The 13,029-nt window shown below is 64.0% G+C and carries 13 protein-coding genes; 7 read left to right on the top strand and 6 right to left on the bottom strand.

Features of this window, described 5'->3' with window-relative positions; all coding sequences use genetic code 11:
* Positions 1–173 precede the first annotated feature (173 nt).
* Together FY036_RS17380 and FY036_RS17375 are read left to right on the top strand one after the other, a co-directional pair.
* On the top strand, positions 174–1,376 hold the full coding sequence (locus tag FY036_RS17380; RefSeq protein ID WP_148916029.1) for a pyridoxal phosphate-dependent aminotransferase: 1,203 nt from the start codon (positions 174–176) through the stop codon (positions 1,374–1,376).
* Positions 1,377–1,542: 166 nt separating this feature from the next.
* On the top strand, positions 1,543–3,588 hold the full coding sequence (locus tag FY036_RS17375; RefSeq protein ID WP_148916028.1) for an elongation factor G: 2,046 nt from the start codon (positions 1,543–1,545) through the stop codon (positions 3,586–3,588).
* A gap of 631 nt (positions 3,589–4,219) precedes the next feature.
* Here FY036_RS17375 and FY036_RS17370 read toward each other — a convergent pair.
* Entirely contained in the window at positions 4,220–5,116 is an 897-nt protein-coding gene (locus tag FY036_RS17370; protein ID WP_148916027.1) for a LysR family transcriptional regulator, read from the bottom strand.
* Positions 5,117–5,149: 33 nt separating this feature from the next.
* Complete coding sequence (gene trxB, locus FY036_RS17365) at positions 5,150–6,124, bottom strand: thioredoxin-disulfide reductase (RefSeq protein WP_148916026.1); 975 nt, start codon at positions 6,122–6,124, stop codon at positions 5,150–5,152.
* Between the two features lie 287 nt (positions 6,125–6,411).
* Between trxB and FY036_RS17360 the strand changes: the two genes are divergently transcribed.
* Together FY036_RS17360 and FY036_RS17355 are read left to right on the top strand one after the other, a co-directional pair.
* On the top strand, positions 6,412–6,888 hold the full coding sequence (locus tag FY036_RS17360) for an Lrp/AsnC family transcriptional regulator (protein WP_148916025.1): 477 nt from the start codon (positions 6,412–6,414) through the stop codon (positions 6,886–6,888).
* 5 nt (positions 6,889–6,893) lie between these two features.
* Positions 6,894–7,745 (top strand): FkbM family methyltransferase, encoded by an 852-nt coding sequence (locus FY036_RS17355; RefSeq protein ID WP_148916024.1) that lies wholly within the window; start codon positions 6,894–6,896, stop codon positions 7,743–7,745.
* Here FY036_RS17355 and FY036_RS17350 read toward each other — a convergent pair.
* From FY036_RS17350 to FY036_RS17335, 4 genes are all read right to left on the bottom strand, one after another.
* The gene (locus FY036_RS17350) at positions 7,742–8,503 is read right to left on the bottom strand and encodes a hypothetical protein (RefSeq protein WP_148916023.1); all 762 of its coding nucleotides are present in this window, start codon (positions 8,501–8,503) and stop codon (positions 7,742–7,744) included. The genes FY036_RS17355 and FY036_RS17350 overlap by 4 nt on opposite strands.
* Positions 8,504–8,536: 33 nt before the next feature.
* A complete protein-coding gene (locus FY036_RS17345; RefSeq protein ID WP_148916288.1) occupies positions 8,537–9,580 on the bottom strand; it encodes a glycosyltransferase family 4 protein in 1,044 nt (347 codons plus the stop codon).
* 38 nt (positions 9,581–9,618) lie between these two features.
* On the bottom strand, positions 9,619–10,092 hold the full coding sequence (greA, locus tag FY036_RS17340) for a transcription elongation factor GreA (protein WP_148916022.1): 474 nt from the start codon (positions 10,090–10,092) through the stop codon (positions 9,619–9,621).
* Between the two features lie 182 nt (positions 10,093–10,274).
* Positions 10,275–10,625 (bottom strand): DMT family protein, encoded by a 351-nt coding sequence (locus FY036_RS17335; protein WP_148916021.1) that lies wholly within the window; start codon positions 10,623–10,625, stop codon positions 10,275–10,277.
* 110 nt (positions 10,626–10,735) lie between these two features.
* Here FY036_RS17335 and FY036_RS17330 point away from each other — a divergent pair, with 110 nt between their 5' ends.
* From FY036_RS17330 to FY036_RS17320, 3 genes are all read left to right on the top strand, one after another.
* Entirely contained in the window at positions 10,736–11,164 is a 429-nt protein-coding gene (locus FY036_RS17330) for a DUF3775 domain-containing protein (protein WP_148916020.1), read from the top strand.
* Between the two features lie 103 nt (positions 11,165–11,267).
* Positions 11,268–12,083: an extensin-like domain-containing protein gene (locus tag FY036_RS17325; RefSeq protein ID WP_161601160.1), complete on the top strand. Its 816-nt coding sequence runs from the start codon at positions 11,268–11,270 to the stop codon at positions 12,081–12,083.
* A gap of 99 nt (positions 12,084–12,182) precedes the next feature.
* Positions 12,183–13,001 (top strand): extensin-like domain-containing protein, encoded by an 819-nt coding sequence (locus FY036_RS17320; RefSeq protein ID WP_148916018.1) that lies wholly within the window; start codon positions 12,183–12,185, stop codon positions 12,999–13,001.
* The last annotated feature ends 28 nt before the right edge of the window (positions 13,002–13,029 follow it).

Genomic DNA, 13,029 nt, shown 5'->3' with positions numbered 1-13,029 from the left:
CCCCCTGCAATGCGTGTGCCGACAACTTCCCACCGAAGGATTTACCGTCTGTTAATGGGATGAAACCCGCGCTCCCGATGCTTTCCGCGCTTGCGATTCCCGGCCCGATGCGACATTAGATCGCCGTCCAAAGCCGGTCGCGACCAGCGGCCATTTCCCACCGGAGACAGATCATGGCCTTCCTCGCCGATGCCCTTTCACGCGTAAAGCCTTCCGCGACCATCGCGGTCACGCAGAAAGCACGCGAGCTGAAGGCCAAAGGCCGCGACGTAATCTCGCTGGGTGCAGGCGAACCGGATTTCGACACGCCCGACAACATCAAGAACGCGGCCATCGAGGCCATCCGCCGCGGCGAGACGAAGTATCCGCCGGTGTCGGGCATCGTGCCGCTGCGCGAGGCCATCGCCAGGAAGTTCAAGCGCGAGAACAATCTCGACTACAAGCCCGAGCAGACCATCGTCGGCACCGGCGGCAAGCAGATCCTGTTCAACGCCTTCATGGCGACGCTGAACCCCGGCGACGAGGTGATCGTGCCCCGCCCCTACTGGGTAAGCTACCCGGAGATGGTGGCGCTGTGTGGCGGCACGCCGGTCTTCGCCGACACATCGATCGACAATGGCTTCAAGCTGACGGCCGAAGTGCTCGAAAAGGCGATCACGCCGAAGACCAAGTGGCTGTTGATGAACTCGCCGTCCAACCCGTCCGGCGCGGCCTACAGCGAGGCAGAGCTGCGCGCGCTGGCCGACGTGCTCCTGAAGCACCCGCATGTCTGGACGCTGACCGACGACATGTACGAGCACCTGACCTATGGCGACTTCGTCTTCAGGACGATCGCCGAGGTGGAGCCTGCACTCTACGAACGCACGCTGACGATGAACGGCGTGTCCAAAGCCTATGCGATGACCGGCTGGCGCATCGGCTATGCAGCAGGCCCGCTCGCGCTCATCAAGGCGATGGACATGATCCAGGGCCAGCAGACCTCCGGCGCATGCACCATCGCGCAATGGGCTTCCGTCGAGGCGCTCAACGGACCGCAGGACTTCATCCAGAAGAACAAGGCCGTCTTCCAGGGCCGTCGCGACCTCGTGGTCTCGATGCTCAACCAGGCGCGCGGCATCACCTGCCCGACGCCCGAAGGCGCGTTCTACGTCTACCCCTCGTGCGAGGGGCTGATCGGCAGGAAAACGGCTGCCGGCAAGGTGATCGAGACCGACGAGGACTTCATCACCGAACTGCTGGAAGCCGAAGGCGTGGCGGTCGTCCACGGTTCGGCATTCGGCCTCGGCCCCAACTTCCGCATCTCGTATGCCGCATCGGACGAGGCGCTGGAAGAAGCCTGCACGCGCATCCAGCGCTTCGCCGGCTCGCTGACCTGATCTGCAACGCGGGCGGCCCCTGCCGCCCGTCTCCCTCTTGCCCTGATCCCTGTCCCGTGTGACGATGCCTCATGGCCCCGCACGGCCGCAGAGCCGTCGTGGCCACGCGACGGCCGCGGGCCGGCCGCCGCTCATGAGGAAACGCGTGAGAGGAGGTCTGGTCACCATGGGTAAAAGAGCCGGAGAACGACGCAAGGGACCGAAATGCGTAGCCATCGTCGGTCCCTTCGCGAGCGGAAAGACAACGCTGCTTGAAGCGCTTCTGGCGCGGACAGGCGCCATCCAGAGACAGAACACGGTAGCGTCGGGCAGCACGGTGGGCGACCATTCCGCGGAAGCCCGCGCGCACCAGATGAGCGTCGAGGCAACCTTCGCCACGACGGACTTCATGGGCGAAAGCATCACCTTCGTCGATTGCCCCGGCTCAATCGAATTCGCCTTTGAGGCGCAGCCGGTGCTGGCGGCCTGCGACCTCGCCATCGTCGTGGCCGAACCGGACGAGAAGAAATTCCCCGCCCTCCAGCTCATCATGCGCCAGCTCGACGCCATGGGCGTCCCGCGCATGCTTTTTCTCAACAAGATCGACAAGGCGAGCGCCGGCGTGCGCGACACGCTGAAGCTGCTTCAGCCGGCAAGCTCGACGCCCCTGCTGCTGCGCCAGATACCGCTGCGCAAGGACGGCATCGTCGTCGGGTCGATCGACCTGGCGCTGGAGCGCGCCTACGTCTATCGCGAGCACGCCGAAAGCGAGATCACCGAAATCCCCGACGACGACAAGGCGCGGGAAATCGAGGCGCGTTTCTCGATGCTGGAGACGCTGGCCGATCACGACGATGCGCTGATGGAACAGCTTCTCGAAGAGATCGAGCCGCCCCGCGACGAAATCTTCGACGACCTAGCTGCCGACCTTCGCGAAGGCTCGGTGACGCCGGTGCTGATCGGTTCGGCAGAGAAGGGCAACGGCGTCCTCCGGCTGCTCAAGGCCATCCGCCATGACGCGCCGGATGCAGACGCGACGCGCGCTCGGCTGGGCGTTCCAGACGGCAAGCCGGCACTGCAGATCATGAAGACGGTGCACACCCCACACGGCGGCAAGCTTTCGATGGCGCGCGTGCTTGCGGGACGCATCGCGGATGCAAGCGAGGTGTTTGCCTCCAGCGGCGCCGGCGGAAAGGTGTCCGGGCTCTACCGCATGCTGGGCAAAGACCAGTCCAAGATCGCGGCTGCGGAGGAAGGCGAGACGGTGGCGCTGGGCAAGCTGGACGACATCGCCACCGGCGATACGCTCAGCACCGCCAAGGGCGTGGGGCCGCTGGTCAGCCTCGACGTGCCGCCGCCGGTCTACACGACGGCGCTGCGGCCGCGCGAGCGCAAGGACGACGTAAAGCTTTCGGCCAGCCTGCAGCGACTGCTGCAGGAAGACCCGTCGCTGTCGATGGAGCAGAACCAGGACACAGGCGAAACGATCATCTCCGGCCATGGCGAGATGCATCTGCGCGTCACCGTGGAGCGGCTGGAGGGCAAGTACCAGATCGCGGTCGAATCCCACCCGCCGCAGGTGCCCTATCGCGAGACGATCCGCAAATCGGTGACCCAGCGCGGCCGTCACAAGAAGCAGTCCGGAGGCCACGGCCAGTTCGGCGACGTGGTGCTGGACATCAAGCCGCTGGAGCGCGGCGCGGGCTTCGCGTTCACCGACACCATCACCGGCGGCGTCGTGCCCAAGCAGTACATTCCCTCGGTCGAGAACGGGATACGCGATTATCTCAAGGCCGGACCGCTCGGCTTCCCGGTCGTGGACGTGGCCGTGAACCTGGCCGACGGCTCCTACCACACGGTGGATTCGTCCGACATGGCCTTCCAGCAGGCCGCACGGCTGGGCATGAAGGAAGGCATGGCGGCTTGCTCGCCGGTGCTGCTCGAACCGATCCTCAAGGTGGAAATCTATACGCCGTCGGACACGACAGCCAAGGTCACGGCGATCGTGCCCCAGCGGCGCGGCCAGATACTGGGCTTCGACGGACGGCCGGGGTGGGACGGATGGGACGTCGTGGAAGCGACGATGCCCCAGGCAGAGATCGGCAATCTGATCGTCGAGCTGCGTTCGGCCACCGCCGGCGTGGCGACCTACGTTGCAAGGTTCGACCACATGGCCGAACTGACCGGCCGCCTGGCGGACGACGTGATGAACGCCCACGGCAAGGCCGCCTGACGTCTGCACAAAAGAAAACGGCGCCAGCTCTTGGGACTGGCGCCGTTTTTCTTGCAGACCGCGACCGGGTTAGCCGATTTCGTCAGGTCCGCCGCTTTTTGCCGAGCAAGCCCGGAGACGGTTATGGAAGGGACACGATGTTTGCATTGCGCGCCGAAGCTGCAGGAGATGCCCCCATCCCCCGTGGCATCGTCGCGCCACCGCGTCCTGCAGAAATCATTAGCCGCGTTCGGCCCGCATGTGCAGGTTACGGGGAGTTACAAGTCACCGTTACATGGTGAGGCGGCATGGTGCGCATACGCGGCCAAGCCAGCACGAAGGCCAGATGAGTTGTGCGGATGGATAGCCAAGACGATTTGGCCACGCCCGTCATGCAGGCAAGAAAAAAGCCGGATCTGGAAGGATCCGGCTGAAGTTGTTGGAAGTGCCGTTAGGCAAAACCTCCAGAGGGGAACACTCGCGGGCGCTAATGGGAGGAGGAACGCGCCCGGGAGATGATTAGGATATGGGCTCTATCTGCCCAAATTGCAAGCAAGGTATTTTGCAATGCACCTATGCGACTTCTGCATGGCTGAAAGAGGATGCACGATGATTACCCACTCGCCCTACGATGCCTGTTTTATCGGCAGGATCAGTACGACCAGCTCCGAGCCTTGGCGATGAGGAAATCGCGGAAGACATGCAGCTTCACCTGGTTCTTCATGGCGTCCGGGTAGCAGAAATAGGTGTCGAAGGACGGCACTTCGGTCTCGGGCATCAGCTGGACGAGGCCTGAGTCCTTCTCGACCATGTAGTCGGGCAGCATCGCGATACCGGCCCCGCGCTCGACGGCAACCTTGATCGACATGATGTTGTTGATCTGCAGCGATGCGTGGCGCCTCGATCCTTCGGGCCTCCCGGCCGTTTCCAGCCAGTTCATGTCTGCCAGATGAAACGGAACCGGCTCGCCGAACGTGACGATGCGATGCTGGTCGAGTTCCTCGATCGAGCGCGGCTTCCCGTGCTTGTTCACATAGGACGGCGACGCGTAGAGGTGGAAATGCACCGTGAACAGCTTGCGCTGGATGAGATCGGGCTGCTGAGGCTGGCGCAGGCGGATCGCGCAGTCGGCCTGGCGAAGCGTAAGATCAAGCTCTTCGTTGGCGAGGATGAGCTGAAGCTGGATTTCCGGATAAAGGTCGAGGAATTCCTGCACGCGCTCGGTCAGCCAGCCGGAGCCCAGCCCCACCGTCGTGGTGACGCGCAGCGGCCCGGACGGGCGATCTTTCGCCTCGGTCAGCCGCATGCGCACGCTTTCCAGCTTCATCAGCACTTCGTGCGCGGTCTGATAGAGCATCTCGCCCTGCTCGGTCAGCACGAGGCCGCGCGCGTGGCGATGGAAAAGCGCCACGCCGACATCCTGTTCCAGCGCGCTCACCTGCCGCGAAATCGCCGACTGCGACAGGCGCAGCGTTTCGGCGGCGTGGGTGAACGACCCCGCCTCGGCGGCCGCGTGGAAGACGCGCAGCTTGTCCCAGTCCAGAGCCATAGATCCGGTCCCCTCAACCAGAATGCGGGGCGGCTATTCGGCCGCTTCGCGGTGAGCTTCCATTTCGGCGATGTAGCGCTCGGCCTCGAGCGCTGCCATGCAGCCCATGCCGGCAGCAGTTACCGCCTGACGATAGATGTCGTCGGTCACGTCGCCGGCCGCGAAGACGCCGGGCACATCGGTCGCCGTCGAATCCGCCGCAGTCCACAGATAGCCGTTGGGCTTCTGCTTGAGCTTGCCGGCGAACAGGTCGACCGCCGGCGCATGGCCGATCGCGACGAACAGGCCATCGACGTTCATCTCGGAGACTTCGCCGGTCCGGATGTTCCTGAGTTTAAGACCGTTGACCGACGGCGGCAGCGGCGCCTTGCGCACGTCGCCGACGATCTCGTCCACCACATGGTCCCAGACGACCTTGACGTTATCCTTCTTGAACAGGCGCTCCTGCAGGATGCGCTCGGCGCGGAACTCGTCGCGGCGGTGGATGACAGTCACGCTCCTGGCGATGTTGGCGAGGTATAGCGCTTCCTCGACGGCCGTGTTGCCGCCGCCCACGACCACCACATCCTTGCCGCGGTAGAAGAAGCCGTCGCAGGTGGCGCAGGCCGAAACGCCGAAGCCCATGAAGGTTTCCTCGCTGGGGATGCCCAGCCACTTGGCCTGCGCGCCCGTCGCCACGATCAGCGCGTCGCAGGTGTACTGGGCGCCCGAATCCGTCGAGACGCGGAACGGCCGCACGTCGATGTCCACGTTGGTGACCAGGTCCACGACGATTTCGGCACCAACATGCTCGGCCTGCGCGCGCATCTGCTCCATCAGCCACGGGCCCTGGATCGGATCGGCAAAGCCCGGATAGTTCTCGACATCGGTGGTGATGGTGAGCTGCCCGCCCTGCTGCATGCCCGATATCAACACCGGCTCGAGCAGCGCGCGCGCGGCATAGATTGCCGCCGTATAGCCGGCAGGGCCAGAGCCGATGATGAGGACAGGCGCGTGTTTCGCTGTCATGACTATGCCTTCCGCCGCTGCGCTGCCCCTCGCGGGCGCGTGTGTGAACTGCCGTGAAACGGTTTCGCTTATTCTCCGCCTAATCTAGGTGTTGTGGTACACCCCTTGCAAGGCGACGAATTGTTCCGCCCGCCACTAGGCTGGGGAAAGTCACGGTATCGTGCCCGCCTGGCGACACAAAGCGGTGCGCCGCACCCGAAAAGCTTTGGAGAGACGGACATTATCCGTTAGTTTCGCCACCCAGTCGCGACAGATTCTCACTCACCCTCGCCCGCCGGAACTGCCATATGCCCATAAAGGCCGATCTCGACGCCATCGACTGGAAAATCCTCAAGGAGCTTCAGAACGACGGCCGGATGACCAATGTCGAGCTGTCGCGCCGCGTCGGCATTTCGGCCCCGCCCTGCCTGAGGCGGGTAAAGCGGCTGGAGGACGCAGGCGTCATTCGCGGCTATCGCGCATTGCTGAACGCCCGCGAACTGGGCCTCGATGTCGTGGCCTTCTGCCTCATCGGCTTGCAGCACCAGTCGGACGCCGAGCTCAAGGCGTTCGCGGAACGTACGCGCAACTGGCCGATCGTGCGGCGGGCATGGATGGTTTCGGGCGAATCCGACTTCATGCTTCACTGCGTTGCGAGCGACCTGACGACGTTCCAGACCTTTGTGATCGAGGAACTGACGTCTGCGCCAAACGTAGACACCGTGCGCACGGCGCTGACGATCAAGCAGGTCAAGGACGAGGGGCTGGTCGGCATAGGCGAGTAACCACGATGGTTTCGGCGACAAGACCGCTCCCCAGCAGCGAACATGAAGGCGTCGACAACGACGAGCATCTGCCATTCGGCCACTTCGCGCCCAATGCGCGGCAGAAGGCGCTGATCGCGTTGGCTGCGGGAAGCGTGCTGCATCGAGGGCTTTTCCGCAGGACGATGACGCGCCTCATCATGGGCGGCGGCGAGCGCCCGCTGGACGTCACCTTTCGCGGGTGCGCCTATCGCCTGCGCGGACGAAACAACCTCATCGAGTTCGGCATATTGCTGAACCCCGCCTACAACGCCGCCGATATCGACTTCCTGATCCAAGGTGTGCCCCCCGGCGGCACATTCCTCGATATCGGTGCAAATATCGGCCTCTACACCCTGCCGCTGGCAAAGCAGGCTGGGCCGCAGGGCAAGGTCGTCGCCATCGACGCCAACCGGCTGATGGCAAGGCGACTTGCCTGGAACGCGAGTGCGTCCGGTCTCGACAACATCTCCATTTTTTCCTGCGCGGTCAGTGACCGCGAAGGCATGGGCTCGCTCAGCATCCGCAAGAACGACATAGCCATCGTATCGGTGGAGGATGAAGTGGCGGGCTCGATACCGATCCGCACGCTGTCGTCGATCCTCGCAGAGGCAGGTGTCGAACGCATCGATGGGCTGAAGATCGACATCGAGGGCCACGAGGACAGGGTGCTTGCGCCGTTCATAGAGCGCAGCGACGTGGCGCTGCTGCCGCGCCGCATCGTGATCGAGCATCCGGGAAACGGCGAAGACTACCCCGCCTGCGCGGCCGCCTTCGCAAAGCGCGGCTATCGGCTGATGGGCCGTTCGCGCAACAACTCGTTCTACTTGCTCGACTAAACGGTTTTCGGACGCGCAAAGAGCCAAAGTCCCAACTTCTTGCGTCCGTCTGAGGTTACCAGTGCACGTGCGTTGTCGTGCAGCGCCTCCAGCTCGGCGATGCCTGACCAGTCGGCCGGCCCCGCCTTGACGATCTCGACATCGTGGGTTTGCGACAACCGCGCGGTGAGCGCTTCAAGACGCCGGGCACCGTCGGCAAAGCGGAAATCATGCAGCTCGATGGCAAACGCCACACCTTGCAACGCCGCGACGAGCGGGTCGTCGATGACGTCGAACTCGGCTCCCTCGATGTCGCACAACAGGATGGTCGATGCCGGATCGACCCCCTCGGCCGTCAATGTATCCAGCAAGCCCGCATCGGCCGCGCCGAAGATCGAGACGCTGCCTGCGACACCGTTCTGCGCCGCGTTGTCAGCAATCGCCCTGCGGCCCTTCTCGTCTATCTCGAAGCTGAGCGCCCGCTTGACGATGCCGGCGCGGATGAGGCCGACGCTGTAATAGCCATCGCCCGCGCCAAGATTGATGAGCGTGTCCCGGTCCTTCAGCGAGGTGAGAAACGCCACCACTTCCTGCTCGTAGAGGCCGAACAGCTTGAGAGCCAGCGGGGCGCTTGAAATATGCGAGAACGCGATGAGCTTCATGCCCTTGAACGGGCCGCGCTCGACCGCTTTGGACGACTGCTCGTAGAGACGTCGCGCGATGCGCTTGCGGTAAAGCTTCGTGATCGCCTTTTCGAGAGATTCGATGAGCCCCGCCATGTCGACCAGCCTTCCCGACAGTTCGTCCTGTTTCTATCCCGGCAATAGAAGGTCTTTGTAGATGCGGATCAATCGGTCCGCCTCGCGGTCCAGACCAAAATTCGCCTCGACATGCGCCCGCCCCCGCCGTCCATCGGCGAAGGCCGTGTCGGGATCGGCCATATAGGGCTCGATCGCCATCCGCATCGCCTCAACATCATCAGCGGGGATCACGGTCCCCGTTTCGCCCTCGAGGATCAGTTCGGAAAATGCGCCGACATCGGTCGCCACGACCGGCACGCCGCTCGCCATCGCTTCCAGTGGCGTGAGGCCGAAGCCCTCCCATCGCTGCGGCGCCACGAACAGCGACAGGGCGCGGTACCAGCGCTCGATGTCGCGGTGCTCGCCAACGAAGAGGATGCGGTCCGACAAGCCGGCTGCCGCCACGCGGGCACGCAATTCATCCTCGAACGCCTTGTGCTGTGCGGTCGCACGCCCAGCGATGACGGCAGACCAGCGTGGATGATGCGGCAGAAGTGCGATCATCGCGTCGACGAACAGGTCCGTGCCCTTCTGCCGGCGGACACGCCCGAAGCAGCCGACATATAGCTGTTGCGCATTAAGCCCCACCGCAGTTGCTGCATCGGCGCGGTCGGCAGCCGGGTGGAACCGCGCCGTGTCGATGCCGTGCATGACGACGGTATTGGGGACGGTCAGATAGGCGGCCGTCTTGCGGCTGGTCGCCACGACCGCGTCCATCCGGCGGATGAGAAAGCGCGTCCATCCGGTGTGCTCGCGCTGCGAAGCCGAGGTGAAGAGCAGCTTCAGCGGCATCCGGAGGACATCGCGCAGAACCACGCCTGCCAGCATTTCGACGTTTCGGCGTGCGTGCCAGACGCGAAAACGCGCGCCGAGAGGCCGCCGCCAGAGCGAGGCGACCTGCCGCCATTTCATCGCGGGCAGACTTGGCGGCAGGCCAGGCCCAAGCGTCGCGATGCCGATGGCCCTCGCCTGCAACGGTACGAGCTGGATGATGGTGCTGGTTACGCCCGAAAGCCGGCGCTTGAAGTTGGGAGCGACGACCAGCAGGCGCGACATGTCGACTTGAGCCGCCGCGCCGGCCTGCCCGGTATCGTTCACGCCCAGCGCAGCTCCACGATCTCGTAGCCGCGCGCGCCGCCTGGTGCGTTGACCTCGACCTCGTCGCCCACTTCCTTGCCGATCAGCGCGCGCGCAATGGGCGAGGAGATGGAGATGCGCCCCGCCTTCACGTCAGCCTCCTGGTCGCCGACGATCTGGTAGGTCTTCTCTTCCTCGGTGTCCTCGTCGAGGAGCACGACGGTCGCGCCGAACTTGATCTTGTCGCCAGACAGCTTCGACACGTCGATGACGTCGGCCCGCGCGATCAGGTCTTCCAGCTCGTTGACGCGGCCTTCGTTGAGGCTCTGCGATTCCTTGGCGGCATGGTATTCGGCGTTCTCCGAAAGATCGCCGTGCGAACGCGCTTCCGAAATCGCCTCGATGATGCGTGGACGCTCTTCCTGCTGGCGCCAGCGCAGCTCTTCCTTCAGCGTCTCGAACCCACCGACGGTCATCGGGACCTTGTTCATATCAGTCGCCTTTCCTTCCTTCTTCAGGCCCGCGCCACTGGCGCGAGACACAAAAAGAAAACGGTCCGGGAGCCGCGGCCAACGAACCGTTCAATGCCTGTTCGCTTAAATATAACAATTCCGGCGCAGTTTTCACGAACAATTTTGACTGGTCCAGACAACAATTGCCGCTTGCCGGCAAATTATGCGCGGAAGATCAGCGCCGCGCCACCGGCGATCAGTGCGAAGCCTGCGACGTGGTTCCACGTGATCCCTTCCTTCAGGTAGAGCACCGAAAACACCACGAAGACGGAGAGCGTGACGACCTCCTGGATCGTCTTGAGCTCGGCCGCCGAATAGACCTGATGGCCGATGCGGTTGGCCGGCACGGCGAACCAGTATTCGACGAAGGCGATGCCCCAGCTGATCATCACGACCGTGACGAGCGGCGCGGACTTGAACTTGAGGTGGCCGTACCACGCGAACGTCATGAAGATGTTGGACGCGATGAGCATCAGGACCGGAAGGACCTTGGGAGAGAGAAGCAGCGACATGATAATGCCCGACGACACAGGAGGGAGGGATGCCGCTACGCATCGCACATCTGCCCGGTGAAAATCACGGGAAATCCGCTATCATAAGAAGGCAAGCAGGAGGAAACCCGTTGCAGAAGCCCGTCGAGCAAGAATGGGATCTGACGATCGACCCCGACACGGTGCGCCTTTTCATCCTCAAGGCGAAGGCCATCAGCGCCGCGCTGAACCACGAATACGAGGCTGGCAACGAACATGAGATCGAGTTGGACGACCAGTCGCGCGATGCCCACCACCACGACGGGCTGGCGGAAGAAGAGGTCGAGGACCTTACGGAACGCGAGCTGCGCGCGCTCATCAACGACCTCAACGTCGACGAGGCTGCCGAGCTCATAGCCATGGCCTGGATCGGCCGGGGCGACTTCGACATCAAGGAATGGGACAATGCCGTGGCAGAGGCCCGCCAGCGCGGAGCCGGCCGCCGCGCTTCCGGCTATCTGCTGGGCATGCCCATGCTGGGCGACTGGCTGGAAGAAGGGCTCGAGGCGATAGGAGCGTAAGGCGCGGTAACGCTAAGTGATGGTGCGGGCCATTGCCGCTCCCCTCGATCGGTCCCATGTCCGGAGGATGATGCCGGCAACCGCTTTGCGGATATTCCTTTCGATGGCGCTGGTTGCCACTTTCTGCCCCCCGGCGATGGCACAGGAGGCGGAGGAGGAACTGCCCTCGACCATGCAGGCGCCCTCGCCTTTGCCGGAGCGGGCACAATCCGCCGATACCGAAGAGCTTCCTGCAAAGATGGACGCGCCCGATTCGCGGCCTGAGCAAACGGCTGGTCCGCAAGAGGCTGATGATCCGGCGCAGGAGACAGCCGACGAGCCGGCAGAAGCGACGGATGCGCCGAAGCAGGAGGAGGCGAAGGATGAGCCGATGCCGGCAGACGAAGTCGCATGTCGCGCAAGGCTGCGCGAACTCGGCGTGGAATTCTCCGAACACGAGCCGCTGAAAGAGGAATCGGGCTGTTCGGCCCCTCATCCCCTGACGGTTACCTCGCTGCCCGGCGAAGTCGAACTGCGACCGCAGGCCGTGCTGACCTGCGCGATGGCGGAGGCGACAGCCACCTTCGTGCGCGACCATGTCATTCCCATGACCCGCGAGGAGTTCGGCTCGGACCTCACCGCAATCGATCAGGTGTCTTCATACGTCTGCCGCCCGCGCAATGGCACACAGACGCTGTCGGAACACGCCTTCGCAAACGCGCTAGACTGGGGCGCGCTCGAGCTTGAAGACGAAACCCGGATCGAAGTGCGCGCCTATCAGCGTGCGGAACCACGCAGGGCACGGCTGATTTCGGCGATACGGGATGCCGCCTGCGGGCCGTTCAAGACCGTTCTCGGGCCGGGCAGCGACGCGGACCACGCGGACCACTTCCATTTCGACATGGCCGAACGTCGCGGCGGCTCGACCTTCTGCCAGTAGGCGGGGCCGCATTTCGGCCACAGGCGTGAACCCACGCGCTGGAATTTCCTTTACCCTTTGGCGCTAGCATCGTCTTCCTGTTGGGACAGGGAAGACGGGATGCCCGGAGTAATGCGTAACGGGGCAGCGAAAGTTCGCGCGTCGGTCAGCCATCGCGTGCGCACGGCAATGGCGGTTGTGGCCATCGGCCTGGGCGCGCTGGCCTTTTCATCCTGTTCGGTGATGAACGTGCTGTCGCTGAAGCCGACGGTCGACAACCAGACGCGCACCTCGGCATTCTCCTCGCAGCCGCGCGGGCTGGCCCGCCTGACCCCCTCCGGCATACGCGAGGCGGCCTACCCCTTCATGTCACGCCCTTCCGGCCTCGACATGCCGGCAAGCGAGGTGGAATGCCGCCGCGTCCTGCGCAGGCTGGGCGTCACCTATCGTGACCTCGCGCCGATCAACGACGGGGCGTCGTGCGGCATCGCTCATCCGGTCCAGGTTTCCATGCTGCCGGGCAACATCGAGATGAAGCCGGCGGCCACGCTGACCTGCGCCATGGCGGCTTCATTCGCCAGCTGGACGCGGGAGCAGCTTTCACCCTCTGCACGCTGGCGCTACCTGTCCGGCGTCAAGACCATCCATCAGGGATCGAGCTATTCGTGCCGCCGCATCGCGGGCACCAGCACGCCGTCGGAGCACTCGCAGGGCAACGCGCTCGATGTGATGCGCATCGAGCTAAGCAACGGCCGCGACATCGACGTGCGCAAGCCGGGCTGGTTCAGCTTCCGCCAGCGCAGCCTGCTGAACAATGTGCGGTCGGGCGGTTGCCAGTATTTCACGACCGTTCTCGGCCCCGGCTACAACGCCGCCCATGCCGACCATTTCCATTTCGACATCAAGGACCGGTCGAACGGCTACGTCGCCTGCCGCTGATCTGCGTTGCCGCCACGTCAAGATTCCT

Source organism: Neoaquamicrobium microcysteis, from assembly GCF_008180155.1.
In the GTDB taxonomy this organism is placed as follows: Bacteria; Pseudomonadota; Alphaproteobacteria; order Rhizobiales; family Rhizobiaceae; genus Aerobium; species Aerobium microcysteis.
The sequence above is the reverse complement of the archived record's forward strand: the minus strand, read 5'-3'. Positions and strand labels throughout refer to the sequence as shown.

Coding starts and splice junctions, on each gene's coding strand:
- FY036_RS17380 (WP_148916029.1), top strand. CDS start 174: ATGGCCTTCCTCGCCGATGCCCTTTCACGCGTAAAGCCTTCCGCGACC.
- FY036_RS17375 (WP_148916028.1), top strand. CDS start 1,543: ATGGGTAAAAGAGCCGGAGAACGACGCAAGGGACCGAAATGCGTAGCC.
- FY036_RS17370 (WP_148916027.1), bottom strand. CDS start 5,116: ATGGCTCTGGACTGGGACAAGCTGCGCGTCTTCCACGCGGCCGCCGAG.
- trxB (WP_148916026.1), bottom strand. CDS start 6,124: ATGACAGCGAAACACGCGCCTGTCCTCATCATCGGCTCTGGCCCTGCC.
- FY036_RS17360 (WP_148916025.1), top strand. CDS start 6,412: ATGCCCATAAAGGCCGATCTCGACGCCATCGACTGGAAAATCCTCAAG.
- FY036_RS17355 (WP_148916024.1), top strand. CDS start 6,894: ATGGTTTCGGCGACAAGACCGCTCCCCAGCAGCGAACATGAAGGCGTC.
- FY036_RS17350 (WP_148916023.1), bottom strand. CDS start 8,503: ATGGCGGGGCTCATCGAATCTCTCGAAAAGGCGATCACGAAGCTTTAC.
- FY036_RS17345 (WP_148916288.1), bottom strand. CDS start 9,580: ATGTCGCGCCTGCTGGTCGTCGCTCCCAACTTCAAGCGCCGGCTTTCG.
- greA (WP_148916022.1), bottom strand. CDS start 10,092: ATGAACAAGGTCCCGATGACCGTCGGTGGGTTCGAGACGCTGAAGGAA.
- FY036_RS17335 (WP_148916021.1), bottom strand. CDS start 10,625: ATGTCGCTGCTTCTCTCTCCCAAGGTCCTTCCGGTCCTGATGCTCATC.
- FY036_RS17325 (WP_161601160.1), top strand. CDS start 11,268: ATGGCGCTGGTTGCCACTTTCTGCCCCCCGGCGATGGCACAGGAGGCG.
- FY036_RS17320 (WP_148916018.1), top strand. CDS start 12,183: ATGCCCGGAGTAATGCGTAACGGGGCAGCGAAAGTTCGCGCGTCGGTC.